This is a genomic window from Sphingobium lignivorans (assembly GCF_014203955.1).
Classification (GTDB): domain Bacteria; phylum Pseudomonadota; class Alphaproteobacteria; order Sphingomonadales; family Sphingomonadaceae; genus Sphingobium; species Sphingobium lignivorans.
On record NZ_JACHKA010000001.1, the window covers coordinates 2,867,831 to 2,881,363 of the forward strand.

Below are 13,533 nucleotides of genomic sequence, written 5' to 3' on the forward strand. Positions count from 1 at the left end.
GGCGCCCCGGGGGGCTTTAAGGCCGGTACGACCGCTTTTCGGCATCGGCTTTGGCCTTCGCCGCGCTGTCGGGGAACAGGCCGTTCATCTTGGATGGCAGGTTCGGCTCGATGTACCAGTCGTCGGGAAAATCAGCGGCTCGGGAGCCGCCGATCTTGCGGCTGACGAGACCCGTGCTGGTCTTTTCCGAGAAGGGAACCACGTGCTGACCCTGATTATTTGCAAGCTGCTCGAAAAGCGCCTTGCGAAGGGTGATCTTGATATCGAGCCAAGCTGGATCGTTGATGAGGTTATGCCGTTCATCGGGATCGGCCTTGAGGTCATACAGTTCCTCAAGGTCCCATACGCCGTGATACTGAATGTACTTAACCCGATTGCGCTGGATGGCGAAGGTCGTGGGGGTCTGCGGGAAGCTCCACTCCCAGTAATATTCGTAGACGAAGTCTCCAGCACCCCAGGCCTTCTCATCGATCTTACCTTCTGCCAGTGGCAGTAAGCTTTTGCCTTCCATCTGGGCTGGCTTGCCAAGCTGCGCGACATCGAGGAACGTCGGCGCCAGATCGAGATTACGCACCACGGCGGGGTTGGTCACGCCCTTGGGCAGGGTGCCAGGCGCCCAGACGATCATCGGCACCCGAACCGAAGGCTCATAGGCATTGCGCTTGTCGATCAGGCCGTGCTCGCCGATCAGAAAGCCATTGTCCGAATAGAAGACGACCATCGTGTTCTTTTCGAGGCCGTTCTTCTTCAGATAGGCCATGATCCGACCCAGGCTTTCATCCACCGGGCTCAGCGTGCGGTAGTAATCGCGCACCTGCTCCACCATGGAACGATCGGTGTGATAGGGGAAATCCGCGCCATGCCAGCTGTTGCGCTGATTGCGGACCCACATCGGCTTGCCGGCATTGTTTTCCGGCGTATTCGGCATGGTCGCCGGCAGTTCGATCTTCAGGTCAGCATATTGGTTCTTGTAGCGCGCGGGCGGCACCGGGTCGGAATGGACCGCCTTATGGCTGAGATAGAGGAAGAATGGCTTGCTCCGGTCCCTCCCCTTCTCCAGCCAGTTCATCGCATAGTCGGTGAGCTCGTCGGTGATGTATCCCTTCTGCTGAACAGGCTTGCCGTCCACATTCAGCATCTGGCGCTCGCCAGCGGCGATCCGCTCAGGCGACAGCAGGTCCGTGGGGAAGTAGGTCCCCTGCCCCTTGAAGCTGACCCAGCGATTGAATCCGGGCCGTGGCGCGTCAGTATCCGCCCCCATGTGCCACTTGCCGAAGAAGCCGGTCTGATATCCCGCCTGCTGGAGATAGGCTGGGAAAAAGGTCAGATGTTCCTCAGATGAATCATGATTGTCGACCACGCCGTGATTGCGCGTGCTCTGGCCGGTCAGGATCGTTGCCCGGCTCGGCGAACAGAGCGAGGAGGTCACAACGGCGTTCGGGAAGTACACCCCTTCCTTTGCAAGCCGGTCGATATTGGGCGTGTTGAGGCCAGGCTTGAGAAAACCCATCGCATCGTAGCGGAGGTCATCGACCAGCACGAAGACGATGTTCATCGGCTTCCTGTCGTGAGCATCCGTCTGCAGGGAGCCACCCGCGTCGGCGGTCGATGTGGTCTGACCGGCCCACGCGGCCGTGGTCAGCAGGATACAGGCCGAGAAAGCGGCGGCGCGCAGGGCAATGTGGGAGCGGGAGCGGGTCATGAGGGCATGTCCTCCTTGTTGTCCCTGATGATGCAACGAAAGCCGATATGGCTGGTCGAACTGTCCACCGGCTGCGGATGCCGCGCTGCCGGTCGGTAGCGCTGGCAATAATTGGGCGCACAAAGATGTGAGCCGCCCTTGAGGACCTTGCGGCCGATCGGGACATGCGGTGCACAGGGATCGAGGCTCTCCCGCTCCGTGCCTCCGCGGGGATTGGATGGCACGCAACAGGCACCGGCAGGTTTCTGCCCGGCCTTGGGCAAGGCGTACCAATCGGCCGTCCATTCCCAGACGTTGCCGATCATATCGAAAAGGCCGTAATCATTGGGTGGATAGGCACCCACCGGAGACGTGCGCAGATAACCGTCTGCCATGAGATTCTGGTACGGAAACTGACCCTGCCAGTAATTGGCCAGGACACTTCCCTCCGGAGCCAGCTCCTCGCCCCAGGCATATTCCATGCCCGCAAGCCCGCCGCGTGCTGCGTATTCCCACTCCGCTTCCGTCGGCAAGGCCTTGCCGGCCCAATCGGCATAAGCCTGCGCGTCCTTATAGGCGATGTGAACGACGGGATGATCCCACAGGCCGTCGAGCGAGCTGTCCGGTCCGTGCGGATGTCGCCAATCCGTACCGAAGCTGAACTGCCACCATTCGCGGAAATCCCGAAGATCGACTGGCCCACTCGTTGGCATGAACAACAATGAGCCCGGCTGAGCGAACTCGGCCGGCATGCCCGGATAATCGGCAGGATCGGGCGCGATCTCCGCCAGGGTCCGGTGCCCCGTCGCCTTCACGAATTCTGCGAAGGCCCGGTTGGTGACCGGCGTTTCGTCGGTCCAGAAGCTGTCGACGCGCACCTGTCGAACGGGTCGTTCCTCCGGATAGAAGCGCTCTGATCCCATGGCAAAGACGCCACCGGGAATGTGCCGCATGTTTTCGGTGGACGGGGTGCTGGCATCCCTCATCTGTGGGCGCCGATCGCTGGGGAAGCTGCCACAGGTCGCGGACCGATGCAGGCGGGGCGTGGAGAGCCGTTCCCGATTACCACCGCAACTGCTCCATGCCGCAGAAGGGATCGACGGGACTGTCGCCTGTGAATGACTGCCGGCCGAAGAGGCGCAGGGCCAGCTCTTCCTGAACGACGGGCAGTGCACTGTACGCATTGATGCAGGTCGACATATTCGGCACGTCGTAGAGATAATAAGGCTGTCCAAACGACACCAGAAGCGTCGGAATTTCGCGATTGAACTGGACCATGGCGAGGCGCGATCCGCCATGCAGCCTGGTGAAGTCAAGGTAGATGTGACTGATCGCCGGGGTCGCCTCCTGACCGACAAGATAGAGAAGCAGGTCGCAATCCTCGCGGGTCGGCAGGCTTTCCGGGTCGTAAAAGCGGACCTCGTGCCCGTTCGCTTTCATCGCCCCGAGCAGCGGGTCGAAGCTCCGGGGTGCAGCACCGGACACGAAATTCCAGCCTTCGTCGGCGATCACGACGATGCGTCGGTGGCGCTGGGCGTCCAGTGGAAGGAGAGCCTGGCTGTCCTTCACGAGAGTAATACTTTTGCCAGCAGCCTGCTTGGCGGTTTCGCGATGATCGTCGTCGGCAAGCTTCGCCCTCAACGCGTCGAGCGGCGGCAAACGATCTTCCGGCATTGCGCGGTGGAGACCAAGCGCGGCCTTCAGGGAAAGCATGCGCGTGACCGCCTCCTCGAGCCGCTGCTCCGAGAGCCGTCCTTCCCGCAAGCCTCTGAGCATGCGGTCCATATCCTCGCGAGGCTCCCGGCTGAACAGGAACACATCGCATCCATTCTCGATCACCGCTGGAACGGCCGCCTCGCGGTCCATCCAGCTGGTCAGCCCGCCCATCACCGTCGCGTCGGAGACGATGACGCCGCGAAAGCCGAGTTCGTCGCGAAGAAGATCCTGATTGAGCAAGCGCGAAACGGCGGCAGGCGCAAAAGCGTCCCGCCCGAGGTCTGGAAAACGCGCCCGAGCAAATGCCGGCAAAGCAATGTGCCCTGACATGATCGTCATCACCCCGGCACCGATCATCGCGCGGAAGATGCGGCCGAAGCTTTGCTCCCACGCGTCCATGGACAGGGAATTTACCGACGTGCTCAGATGCTGATCGCGATCGTCGATCCCGTCACCCGGCCAGTGCTTTGCGCAGGCTGCCAGACCTTCCGACTGCAAGGTCCGGATATAGGTCGAGGCATGACTGATGATCCGGTCCGGGCCGGCCCCGTAAGACCGCGTGCCGACCACGGCGTTACGGAAAGCGTGATTAATGTCGACAACCGGGGTGAACGACCAGTTATACCCAAGCGCCCGGCTCTCTTTCCCAACAATATGGGCAAGTCGTTCCGTTAGATCGAGGTCATTACAGGCAGCAATGCCCATCTGGTTCGGGATCTGCGTCGCGAAGGGTGCGCTCAGCATCCCGCCCTCGATATCCCCCGAAAGGATCAGCGGCACGTCCGAACGATCGAGTTGCGCCCGCGTTGCCGACCAGGCGGCTTCGAGGTCGTGGGTCGGGAAGCGGTGAACACCGCCTGGTGCAAAGCCGGCCAGCCAGTCCACCTCTTCCAGCGTGTCCTGCCGGGACGAAAGAATGAAGAGCTGCGCGACCTTCTGCTCGACGCTCAAACCGTCGCGCGTTCGCTCCACCCAAATGCGGTCTTGAGGCGAAAGGGACAGGGGATCGTTTGATGAGGCGCGATTGATGTTCATAATACCCGAAAATTCGTTGAGGGCCCCTCTGAGGGTTGCCCCCAAAGCTTGCCGGCCGTTGGATGTCCGGTGCCTGCCTGGAGAGAGGAGAGGCAGGCACCGGGAACTAGGGCGCCGCGGGTCATAGCTCGGCGCCCATGCAAAAGGTCATCGTTGAAGGGGCAGCTGACGCTCGGCGCGACATTTGCAGGCGCCGTCCTTGAGTTGCGCGTAGCCAAGATGGTGTCGCGTGCGTCGATCGCACAGCGAACGCCCGTGACCAGCTCGCGCTTGATCGATGCGTCACTGGACAGATCAACATACTTACCAGGTTCGTTGCGCGTATAACTACGACGATCTGAGGCACGCATGGCGACGAGGGCGGAAACATCGGCGTTCTGGCAGCTCTCGGCGAACTGCGTCCCGGGCTGGCCCAGGTGGTCTCTCTTTCGAAATACTGGCCGTGCGGCACGACGGGTGATGGTTGATTTCGGTATCAGGGCATTAGGATTAAGGCTTAGACAGCTCGCCGAGCCGCCGCGCTTCCCGGTACCAGCGTCAGTGAGGAAAGGCCCGTTGCCATTTACACTGAAAGCCATCCCTCAACCTCCCCGGCCCAAGCCTTCACGGCCTGCCATGGCGCATGCCTCCATGCCATCATCTTGATGTAGCGCTACATATCGTCTCTTCTGTTAGAGTCAAATGATGCAATTGCGAGATCCAGGCGAGCGATGGCGGATCGAGCGTGGGGACGTGGGTGGTCGGGCTTCTATCTTGATGAACACTAGGTTGTGTGGACAGTTATCGGAGCCATAGAACGGTAGCAGCGAGAGCGACGACGGCGAGGTAGTTCCTGGCGGTTTTCTTGAAGCGGGTGGCGACACGGCGGAACTGTTTGAGCTTGCTGAAGCAGCATTCGACGAGATGTCGCTGGGCGTAGAGATGCTTGTCAAGCGGGTATTTCCGAGTGCGCGACGGGTTGTTCGGGATGACGGCGACAGCGCCTTTTTTCAGCGATGAGCTGACGGAATGTGGTCGGCATCATAGGCAGTGTCGGCCATGACGACCTGGGCGGGCATGTCATCGATTAGCGGCGCGGCGTGTGGCACATCGCCACGATGACCGGCGGTGAGAGCGAACCGTACGGGACAGCCCAGGCCGCGAACCGCAAGGTGGATCTTGGTGCTCAGGCCGCCGCGGGAACGACCAATGGCTTGATCTTCAAGCCCCCCTTTTTGGCCCCCGCCGCATGTTGGTGGGCGCGAACCACGGTGGAATCGACAATCAGATACTCAAAGTCCGGATCATCGGACATCGCCTCGAATATTCGCCACCACACGCCTTTCGCGCTCCAGCGACTGAAGCACCGGAACACGCTGTTCCAGTCCCCGAAAACTCGGGAAAATCACGCCAGGGCGAGCTCGTCCGAACGATCCAGAGCACCGCTTCAACAAACATCCGGTTGTTCCGCCCCGTCGACCCCTTCTGATCAGGACGACCGATGATCAACGGCGCCATCCGCTCCCAAGCCCCATCGCTCAGTACCAATCGATCCATCACACCCAACGCTGCCTCCAAAAGACAGCCTTGAATCAGACTTCAACACAAATGAGAATCCCAAGAGTCCACACAACCTAGCGCCTGCGCGGTTATGGGCTCAAGATCAAGACGGCAACGCTCTGTCAGCCCTTCCGGAGTTCGCATGGGCACGCCGGGCAGAGGCTGCATCGCCAATGCGCCCGAGCGCTTTTTGCGTTTGCGCTGCTCTTCGTCGCTCTGGCATTTGGCGCGAGGTTTCCGGAAAGAAAACGACCATTCGTTGCGCGCCGTGCTGCGGAGCTCGGGGCGCGGCAAGTATGTCCGAAGGTTACTCTGTAGCGACGCCCGGCAGACTGATGAACGGAGGGTGGCTCCAGGGCGCCATTCAGAGTTGCCGAGCGCCTGGTATGACGGCGAAGCTTGCCCGTGCTTCACGGCCTACGTACCGGGTCCAATGATGGCCAGGACCGTCCGAGTGCCTGCGGGCGGGTGGTCAGGAATGCATTGATCGAATGGATCTTGCCGCCCCAGACCTTGAAGGCTTCGAAGGTGATCAGCGCATTGCCCGGCTCATAAGACCCGGTGTCGCCGAAATTCATCCAAAGGAGTACGATACCCTGTTCTTCGTCAACGGCCGCTACGCTTGCGAGAATGGCGGGATGGACGAAGATGTTCTGTGCATAGAGGCCGCAATCGGCCCGTCCGCAACCTTCACCGGCTGTGACAACCCCATTTTCGACCCGATAGGTCTCGGCTGCGAACGGCGTGTCGGCGTCCGTGAAATTGCCGACTCTCAGACCTTCAGTATAGGTCAGCGCAGTCTCGATCATCGATTGCCGAGACTGCTTTCCGCTCGCCGGCACGGGATCGTTCATGCCTTTGATCGGGCTGCCGAGCACCTTGGGCTGAAAGCGCGAATTGGGCGTGAAGCGTTGGACGAGCGTCTCAACGCCGGCAATGCGGCCGCCCTCGACATGCAGCACCACCGAGAGGAGAACGGGATTCTTCCCCTCCCGCATTTCGACATGGGCGGCAGCGACCTGCTTGCGCAGATCGATATAGTCCTGCCGGAAGCCCCCCTTGCCGGTCACCGATTTCCACAGGCCTTCGCCGGGCTTCATATCCTGAGAATCTTCGGTGAATCGCGCGCGCGGCGCCAGCGGCAGCTTCGAGGGATCGCCCGCCGCCAGCGCATCGACATAGCTAGTGAGCAGGCCGGTCAGGCAGGCCCTGTCACAGGCATCGATGGACTGCGCATCCGCGGGCCGCGCCGCCGCCGCCGCCGGCAACAGGCTCGCCCATGCAAACGCCACCGCGCTGAAGCCGAGCATCACATGATGTCCAATCCGCATTGCTTTATCCCCTCCTGATTCATCCTTTATTGGTTCGGGCGTTCACATGACGAAGCGGAAGCCCACCCGGAACGAGCGGCCGACACGTTCGTAATTCGGTCCGCCCGAAAACACGAAGACGGCTGGCGGGCGCTCGTTGAAGAGGTTCGACACGTTGAAGAAGATCTCGCGCTTGTGCTTGCCCTCCCCGGCATCGAGGCTGGCCTGAAGGCCGACATAGGTGCGTGACGAGATGCTGTTGTCGTTGATGTCGGTCGGCAGGACGAACGTGTTGTCATACTTGCCGCCGCCAATATAGCTGATGTCCGCAAAGACGTTGAACGGGCTCATCTGGAAACCGAGCGTGGCGTTGCCGGTCCATTTGGGCTGCGCATTCGAGATATCGCCCGCGCGCTCGACCGCGGTCACGCCATCGCTGACCTTGTAGGAGAAGGTCCGGTTGGCGAGGAACCGCGCCGAGGCTGTGCCGGCGCCGACCGGAATATGATAGCTCACTTCGATGTCGAGGCCATCGGTCTTCAGCGATTGCAGATTGAGATAGGGATTGTCGATCCGGGTGATCGCGCCATTGGTCCGCGTGATGAGTGCGCAGAGGTTCTGGTTGCCGGCAACGCAGCGATTGACGATGTCCTGTAGCGACAGGGTCGAAATCGCGCTGATGATGTTGATCTTGTAGTAATCGACCGAGAATTCGAGCCCCCGAAAGAACGGAGGACGCACCACCACGCCGGCGGCGGTGGTGTCCGCACGCTCCGGACGCAGGTTCGGATTACCGAGCGAATAGGTCTGGAATGTCGGCGAAGTGTTGGTGACGGGATCGATCACGCCGGCCGTCGATAGCACGGGCGAGGTAAACAACTCGACGATATTGGGCGCACGGATATCGCGCGATCGGGTCGCGCGGAAGCGTATCCCGTCGACCGGTTCCCAGTTGGCACCCACCTTCCAGGTCGTGATCGATCCGCTGGTGCTATAGTCGGTCACGCGAATGGCCCCATTCAGATCGAGCGATCGCAAGAAAGGCACGTCCTTCGCGAGCGGCACGACGGTCTCGGCGAAGACCTCCTTCATATTGAGATTGCCAGATAATGGCTTGGGATTGCCGAGACCGAAGGCATTGGCCTGAGACAGGGAATCCGACGTCTGGCGAGCAGATTCCTCACGATATTCGCCACCGGCGACGACGGACACCGGTCCGGCCCAGGTCGAGAAGGGCTCACCGGAGAGGCTCGCCGCGACGACCTTCTGCGTCACCGTCAGATCGGCGCGGGAGGTCCCGAAGACATAGGCGGCAGCAGCTGGAGATACCGGGGCGAAGCGCGTTGCGGTCGGCCCGAAGATGTTGAGCGGAATGCAGCCATTATTCGGATTGGTGATCGTCGAACGGCAAACGATCTTGCCGCTGGCCACGCCGGTGAGGATCAGGCCCTCATCGACCGCATCCGAAGCCAAGGCGAGATTGGCACGGATCGAGTTGTTCTCGATCAGGAGCTTTTGCTTGTTCTCGCCATATTCGCCATAGACATCGAGATACCAGCTGCCGCCGATATTGCCCTGAAGTCCGATCACGGCACGGAAGGTGTCATTCGTGCGGCTCACCTGGGACGCCCCGAAATCCTCGGAATAACGCCCGACGCTGATCGTCTGCAGGCCAAGCGTCTCCATCAGGGTCTTCACCGACTGCGGAAGGTAGGCATTGTCGCGCTGAATGACGAAATTGCCTGTAATCAGCGTATTGGCCGGGGAACTGAAGAATGGGCCGGGCTTGTTGCGCGCGATCACGCCGGTCGCATAGGCGGTGAGGCCGTCCGTCACGTCCCAGCTGATGCGGCCATAGCCCGTCGCCTTTTCCTGCGGCAATGCGGAGAGCGAGACCGACAGGTCCCAGGCCTCGCCGTCGAACCGGCCGGGCAGGACATGGTTGGATGTGCCCACATAGGTGCCGACGGGCTGCTGGAAGGTCGTGCCGCCCGACCCGAATTCGAGCCCGGCCAGCGGCCCGCCCACGATGACACCGCCGAGCGTGGCTGTCCGCGTGTAATTATAGGGCACGATCAGGCGGCGGAACTGGCCGTTGGTCGGCGTCCACGCCGGATTGGTAATCAATCGGGCGATCGGATACTCGGTGTCCGGCCGCGCATTGATCGGCACGCCATTGGCCCGCACATATTCGCCGCTCAGCAGGACATGGCCGCGCTCGGCGAAGCGGAAGCCGCCGCTGAGCGATGCGCGGACGGTGCGGTTGTCGCCATAGGTCGAGATGCCGATCTCCGCCGCGCCCTTGAGGCCCGTGAAGCGATTGTCGAGAACGAAGTTCACCACGCCAGCCACAGCATCGGAACCATATGCGGCCGAGGCGCCACCGGTTACCACGTCGACGCGCTGGATCAGTGCACTCGGAATGACGCCGATGTCGACCGTGCCGATGGAGGTACTGGGCACGAAGCGTTGCCCGTCGAGCAGCACGAGCGTCCGATTGGCGCCGAGGCCGCGCAGATTGGCGAAGCTCTGCCCGGAGGAGCCAGCCTGGCCGACGCCCGCCGTCTGGGCGGTCGAGCTGTTCTTGAAAACCGGGAGCGTGATCAGCGCATCGATGATTGTCGTTGGCGCCTTGGAATCGATGAGTGTGCTGCCGATCACGGTCGTGGGGGTCGGCGCATCATAGCCGTCGCGGACCACGCGCGTGCCGGTGACGACGATCTCGCCCGCGACGGGATCCCCGGAGCCGTTCCCGAAGAGGTCGCTGGTGGCCTCCGGAGTCCCTCCGGGCTGGCCGGCCTCATTTCCTTGTCCGTTTCCCAGGCGCGCCACCGCCAACGCTCCGGAGGTGTCCACGCGCATGCCGAAGCCGGTGCCGCGCAGGAGCGCCTCAAGCGCCTCTTGCGGGGAGGCCTTGCCGCGATAGCCCTTCGAACGGAGGCCCTGCATCTCGCCGCCCTGATAGATGATCGGTGTTCCCGCCTGACGGCTGAACGCATCGAGCACGGTCTTAAGGTTGCCCGCCGCAATGTTGAACTGCCGGTCTTGTGCCTGCGCGGGCACGGCCATTGCCATGATGCAAACGCCCGTCGCAAACGCCGCCATCAAATTCCGCGTCATGAAATCCTCCCCCGTTTTTATTCCTGCCTGTTGAGACAAACGGGCGGCGCTTTTGTGTAGAAAGACATTCGCATTCAGCAGCGAAGAATGAGTGCCGCCACCAGGAAATGGCGCACACGGGGTGCTCCGCAGGCGTGCCGGGTCGTCAGCAGACCTTCATTTCGTCGGGCTGGGATTGGTGATCAGAGGGAAGTTTCCGTCATAGGGCGGCCAGTTCGGTAGCGGTTGATCGGGCGGCGCGTAAAACATCGCCGCGTGAACGCTGCGGATGCGACCGGCATCGACCCCGAACACCTCCATGAAGTGATTGCGGCGCCGCGGATCGCCCGCCTTGCGCACGAAGACCGCCGAGGCAAGTACCACCTGCGCCTCCTCGTCGATCAGCGGATAACGCCGGGCCGCGACCAGCCCCCCCAGCGTCGGATAGCCGGAGGTGCAATCCTGCTTGCCCTGGAAGCCATCCTGCTCCTGCCCGGGCTTCAGCGGCCCACCAAAGGCGGGAAAGCCGTTTTCGTAGCGAGTACAGCCGCCATGCGCGAGGACGGCACGTCCATTCTCCGCGACGATGCCGTCGAAATAGCTGTTCACGACGGCCACCAGCGTCTCGCGCGGCAGGCGCTGGTCAGGCGCGACGACGCGCTCGGGCGGCGGATCGGCGGCTAGTCTTGCAAGATTGAAGACCACCTTGCTGCCCTTCCCGTAGATGCCGGGATCGCCCTCATGCGCGATATGCCATTCGCCCTCGGTGATCTTGCCGTTCCTGACCTGGAGGCGAACCGAGGCGACCGCCTGCGTGCCATTGTCCGTCACGATGCCGAAGAAGGCCGCATTGCCAGTGACCACATCGAAATAGCGCCGTTGCAGCGGCCCCAGCGACGAGAGCGTCTTCCAGACGCCCGCGTCGGTCAGCGTCAGCCTGGCATTTTGGGTCTGGCGAAAGCCGATCGCCAACGGCGCGCGCGCCGGGTCCTTGGCGATCACTGCCGCCAGGAAGGCATCGAGCGTGCTGCGCAGGCAGGCTCGATCGCAGGACACGGGCTGTGCCTGCGCCGAGCCAAGTGGCAGAACGAGCGCGGCGCCAAGCCCCGCCAGATATGGAAATTTCAATAGTCCCTCCCCTTTTCAGCGCCTGCCCCGCTCAGCGGGACACGCGAATTTCAGTCTCGCGTTCATCGATGGCGATGCCATAGGCATCGCGGAGCAACCGCGCGAAGGCATCGGGCTTGTCCGATGGGAAGGTCCCCGTGATCCTGATCGCCGCTACGGACGGGCCAACGAGAACGAGTTTTCTCTCATTGTAGCGATTGAATTCCGCAGCGATGGCCGGCAGCGGCTTCTCGTCGAACGTCAGCATGCCTGTGCGCCAGGAGAGCGCGCTCTCCACCTTGTCTTCCGAGCGCGCCGTCACCAGCGTCGCCGCGCCTTCCGCCATCGCGATGTCGCCGCCGACGATGATCGAAGATCGCATCAGTCGATTGTCCTTCATCTCATCGACCCGCACGCGTCCTTCGAGCACCGACACGACCACTTTGCCGCCATCGCGCCACACCGAGAATTTAGTTCCGAGCACGGTAATCTGGCGATCACCGGCATAGACGATGAAGGGCTGGTCCTTTCGGTGCGCGACCTCAAAAAAGGCTTCACCCTGATCGAGCCAGACCTGACGGCGCGCAGCCGTGAACGCGGTGCGGACCTTCGACTGGGTGTTGAGCTGCATGCGGCTCCCGTCCTCCAGGCCGACCAGGCGCTTGCCGCCCACGGGCGTCGTAAAGGATTGGGCGGAGGTGTCCGGAACGGGCTTGCCTATAGTCATGGACGCCCTTTGCGTCGCAAATTGCCAGCTGCCTACGACCAGCGCGATCGACGCGGCGATGGCCATGGGCACCCACCAACGCGACCATCGCGCAGGACGCAGCTCTTCTTCTGAATCGACAGTGTCCGGGCCGAGCGCGCCGATCCGGTCTGCCTGCTCCCAGCCATATTCGAGACGCCAATAGGCGGCCTTGTTGCCATCGGACTCAGCCATCCAGGTCTCGAACCGCGACTGTTCGCCCGGCGACAGCGGCCCGTCCTGCCGGGCGATCAGCCAGTCGGCCGCCTCCAGGTTCGTCTGGCGGGCGCGGCTCATGCATCGCCTCCTGTCTCACGGCGGTCGGGGGGAGCGACTCTGGCGGTTCCCCCGCCCCCTCCGCCCAGCATATGATCGGTCAGCGCGCGCATGCCGATGCTTGTCTGCTGCCGCACGGCATCACTGCCGATACCGAGCCTCTCGGCCGTCTCCCTGATGTTGAGCCCCTCGATCTTGCGAAGTTGGACGATCTGTCGGACGCGCGGCGTGAGTTTCGCCAGCCCCTCCTGCACGCGGCGCAGGGCTTCGCGCGCGCCCAAATGACGCTCCGCGTCGAACAGGCCGAAGTCGCTGTCCACAAGCTCAAGATCCGCGACCAGTTCGAAGGAAACGATGCGCGCCCGCTTGGCGCGATTGATAAGATGGTTGCGCGCAATGACGAACATATAAGGACGCGTCGCGAGCGGCAGACCCTGCCGAGCGCCGGCAATTACCAGTTCATACACATCGTGCCTCAGGTCCATCACGTCGTCTTCAACCCTCCAGTTGTGACGGATGAAGTGGGTCAGCTGCCCTTCGAGCGGCAACACCTCCCGACGAAACCACTCCCTGATTTCAGCATCGTCCAGCATGAGCCGGCCTGTCTCTCCTTCGAAGGCGCATGTTATCACCCCTTGAGACAATCGACGGAACAACATGTGTAAGAGGAAATTGATGATGCGATTTTTTGATGAATGAAGGGCTGCTTTCAGTCTTTGGCGGAAGGTGCGTCGAACGACCGCAAGGTCGGCGTTAGGCGCCCAAAGCCCTGGCCGAGGCGCTGGCCACCGCCCACCGGAAACGTGCCCGCGACGTTGAGCCCGGCGTAGCGAGTCTGCTCTGGATGCTGGGTTTCGACACCTGCCTCTGTTCATCGGCCCGCTGGCAGGAAGCCATCGTCTGGCTTTGGGCTTCCCCGCCGGTGTCTACAGTCACCATATGCGGAAAATCCGACCGCGCAGCGTCTTCAGGTTGATCTGAGGCGTCTTCCATTCGCAGGATTCTCAGTTCCAGGTAGAACAGTC

At 62.0% G+C, this 13,533-nt stretch carries 12 protein-coding genes; all 12 read right to left on the reverse strand.

Translation table 11 applies throughout. From position 1 onward, the window contains the following. Positions 1-16: 16 nt before the first annotated feature. The 12 genes from HNP60_RS13280 to HNP60_RS13320 all read right to left on the reverse strand — a co-directional run bounded on the left by HNP60_RS13280 (position 17) and on the right by HNP60_RS13320 (position 13,101). Positions 17-1,702 carry a sulfatase family protein gene (locus HNP60_RS13280; protein ID WP_184154561.1) on the reverse strand — a complete coding sequence of 562 codons (1,686 nt, stop codon included), beginning with the start codon at positions 1,700-1,702 and terminating at the stop codon, positions 17-19. Further along, complete coding sequence (locus tag HNP60_RS13285) at positions 1,699-2,634, reverse strand: formylglycine-generating enzyme family protein (protein WP_184154563.1); 936 nt, start codon at positions 2,632-2,634, stop codon at positions 1,699-1,701. The genes HNP60_RS13280 and HNP60_RS13285 overlap by 4 nt, the downstream gene beginning before the upstream one ends. A gap of 109 nt (positions 2,635-2,743) precedes the next feature. Beyond that, positions 2,744-4,432, reverse strand: coding sequence for a glycoside hydrolase family 3 protein (locus tag HNP60_RS13290; protein ID WP_184154565.1), 1,689 nt, complete (start codon positions 4,430-4,432; stop codon positions 2,744-2,746). A gap of 780 nt (positions 4,433-5,212) precedes the next feature. Beyond that, positions 5,213-5,425, reverse strand: a complete 213-nt coding sequence (locus HNP60_RS20340) for a transposase (protein ID WP_420825249.1) — start codon at positions 5,423-5,425, stop codon at positions 5,213-5,215. Next, positions 5,422-5,622 (reverse strand): transposase, encoded by a 201-nt coding sequence (locus HNP60_RS20345; protein WP_420825250.1) that lies wholly within the window; start codon positions 5,620-5,622, stop codon positions 5,422-5,424. Before HNP60_RS20345 ends, HNP60_RS20340 begins: the two co-directional genes overlap by 4 nt. Continuing rightward, positions 5,598-5,726, reverse strand: a complete 129-nt coding sequence (locus HNP60_RS20350) for a hypothetical protein (protein ID WP_420825255.1) — start codon at positions 5,724-5,726, stop codon at positions 5,598-5,600. The genes HNP60_RS20345 and HNP60_RS20350 overlap by 25 nt, the downstream gene beginning before the upstream one ends. Next, the gene (locus HNP60_RS20355; RefSeq protein ID WP_420825251.1) at positions 5,696-5,968 is read right to left on the reverse strand and encodes a transposase; all 273 of its coding nucleotides are present in this window, start codon (positions 5,966-5,968) and stop codon (positions 5,696-5,698) included. Before HNP60_RS20355 ends, HNP60_RS20350 begins: the two co-directional genes overlap by 31 nt. Positions 5,969-6,381: 413 nt before the next feature. After that, entirely contained in the window at positions 6,382-7,302 is a 921-nt protein-coding gene (locus HNP60_RS13300) for a DUF8021 domain-containing protein (RefSeq protein WP_184154567.1), read from the reverse strand. 42 nt (positions 7,303-7,344) lie between these two features. Next, positions 7,345-10,386, reverse strand: coding sequence for a TonB-dependent receptor (locus HNP60_RS13305; protein WP_184154569.1), 3,042 nt, complete (start codon positions 10,384-10,386; stop codon positions 7,345-7,347). Positions 10,387-10,557: 171 nt separating this feature from the next. Then, positions 10,558-11,508: a DUF8021 domain-containing protein gene (locus HNP60_RS13310; RefSeq protein WP_184154571.1), complete on the reverse strand. Its 951-nt coding sequence runs from the start codon at positions 11,506-11,508 to the stop codon at positions 10,558-10,560. Between the two features lie 31 nt (positions 11,509-11,539). Then, complete coding sequence (locus HNP60_RS13315) at positions 11,540-12,529, reverse strand: FecR family protein (protein ID WP_184154573.1); 990 nt, start codon at positions 12,527-12,529, stop codon at positions 11,540-11,542. Beyond that, positions 12,526-13,101 carry an RNA polymerase sigma factor gene (locus HNP60_RS13320; RefSeq protein WP_184154576.1) on the reverse strand — a complete coding sequence of 192 codons (576 nt, stop codon included), beginning with the start codon at positions 13,099-13,101 and terminating at the stop codon, positions 12,526-12,528. Before HNP60_RS13320 ends, HNP60_RS13315 begins: the two co-directional genes overlap by 4 nt. Between the last annotated feature and the right edge of the window lie 432 nt (positions 13,102-13,533).